Origin of the sequence: Bradyrhizobium lablabi (assembly GCF_001440475.1) — a bacterium.
Classification (GTDB): Bacteria; Pseudomonadota; Alphaproteobacteria; order Rhizobiales; family Xanthobacteraceae; genus Bradyrhizobium; species Bradyrhizobium lablabi.
Window position 1 is genome coordinate 190298 of the sequence record NZ_LLYB01000094.1, and the last position, 1783, is coordinate 192080.

At 66.6% G+C, this 1783-nt stretch carries 2 protein-coding genes; both read left to right on the forward strand.

What is annotated here, in order from left to right; genetic code table 11:
- Window positions 1-1159: MATE family efflux transporter (locus CQ14_RS28000; protein WP_245320557.1), on the forward strand; the 1159-nt coding region annotated here is incomplete at its 5' end.
- A gap of 85 nt (window positions 1160-1244) precedes the next feature.
- A complete protein-coding gene (locus CQ14_RS28005; RefSeq protein ID WP_057861061.1) occupies window positions 1245-1688 on the forward strand; it encodes a DUF2147 domain-containing protein in 444 nt (147 codons plus the stop codon).
- Window positions 1689-1783: the final 95 nt, after the last annotated feature.

The following is a 1783-nucleotide window of genomic DNA, read 5'->3' on the forward strand; positions in this document are numbered from 1 at the left end:
GCTGACCCAGATGATGTCGGCGGGCGCGATGGGCGGCGGCGTCACCTCCGCCATCAGCCGCGCGCTCGGCGCGGGCGACCGCGACCGCGCGGCGACGCTGGCGCTGCATGCGGCGATGATCGGCGCCTGCGCCGGACTGTTCTTCACGGTGACGATGCTGATCTTCGGCCGTGCATTTTACACGATGCTCGGCGGACGCGGCGGCGTGCTCGAACAGGCCATGCAGTATTCGCACGTGCTGTTCTCCGGCGCGATCGCGATCTGGCTGGTCAACACGCTGGCCTCCGTGGTGCGCGGCACCGGCGACATGCGCGTTCCGTCGGCCGTGCTGATCGGTATCGCCGTCGTCCAGGTCGCGGTCGGCGGCGCCCTGGGCCTTGGGCTGTTCGGCCTGCCGCAATTCGGCATGCGCGGCGTCGCTGCCGGCCAGCTCGCAGCCTTCACGCTCGGCGCCGTCTTTCTGGCGTGGTATCTTCTCAGCGGCCGCAGCCGGCTGACCCTGCGTGTCAGGTCCTTCACCTTCCAGCGCGATATGTTCATCGACATTCTCAAGGTCGGCGCAATCGCGTGCCTGTCGCCGTTGCAGAGCGTGCTGACCATCCTGATCTTCACCAAGATTCTCGCCGGCTTCGGCACCGAGACGCTGGCCGGCTACGGCATGGGGTCGCGGCTGGAATTTTTGCTGATCCCGATCACCTTTGCGTTCGGCGTCGCCTCGGTCCCGATGATCGGCATGGCGATGGGCGCAGGGCTTGTGGCGCGCGCCCGACGGGTGGCATGGACGGCGGCCGCGGCAGCCGGCCTCACCGTGGGATTCGTCGGGCTGATCGTCGCAATCAAGCCGCTGCTGTGGGTGTCGCTGTTCACCAGCGACCCCGGCGTGACCGCGGCCGCCAGCTCCTATTTCGGCTGGGCCGGCCCGGGATTCGGCTTTTTCGGCCTCGGCGTGTGCCTCTATTTCTCCTCGCAAGGCGCGGCAAAAGTCGGCGGGCCGGTGCTGGCCGGGACGCTGCGTCTGGTGCTGGTCGCGGTCGGCGGCTGGTGGCTGGCCTCCTCGGGCGCGCCCGCTTGGACACTGTTTGCGCTGGTCGGCGGCGCGATGGTGGTGTTCGGCCTCACGACCGCGCTCTCGGTTCGTCTCACGCGCTGGGGAAAGTGAACGCCCCACGAAAAGTTGCACTCAATCCGACGTTGCACAAATCTGATTTGTTGCTATGCAGGCCTGCTTTTCGAAGGAATCATTCATGGCTTGCAAGGCACCTTTCATCATCGCGATCTCGGCGGCATTGCTGCTCGCACCATCGGCCTTTGCGCAAGGCGCCGGCGATCCCACGGGCGTCTGGCAGACCCAGGCCGGCGACGCGCGGGTGAAGGTCAGCAAATGCGGCGGCGGCATCTGCGGCACGATCGTCGGACTGAAAGAGCCGGTCGATCCCGCCACCGGCAAGCCCCAAGTCGATGACAAGAATCCGAATCCGGCGATGAAAAAGCGGCCGATGATTGGCCTGCCGCTGTTCAGCGGCATGCAGCCCACCGCTGCCAACAAATGGTCGGGCCAGATCTACAACGCCGACGACGGCGGCACCTATGCGAGCAGCATCGCGGTGGCGGGGCCGGACACACTGCGTGTCGAAGGCTGCGTCGGCGCGATCTGCGGCGGCGAGAACTGGACGCGGGTGGGACGCTGAAGCATTACCTCGATGTTAGACCTCATCCTGAGGAGCGCGAAAGCGCGTCTCGAAGGATGAATGGCACCAGCGGGGCCACATGGTTCGAGACGGCG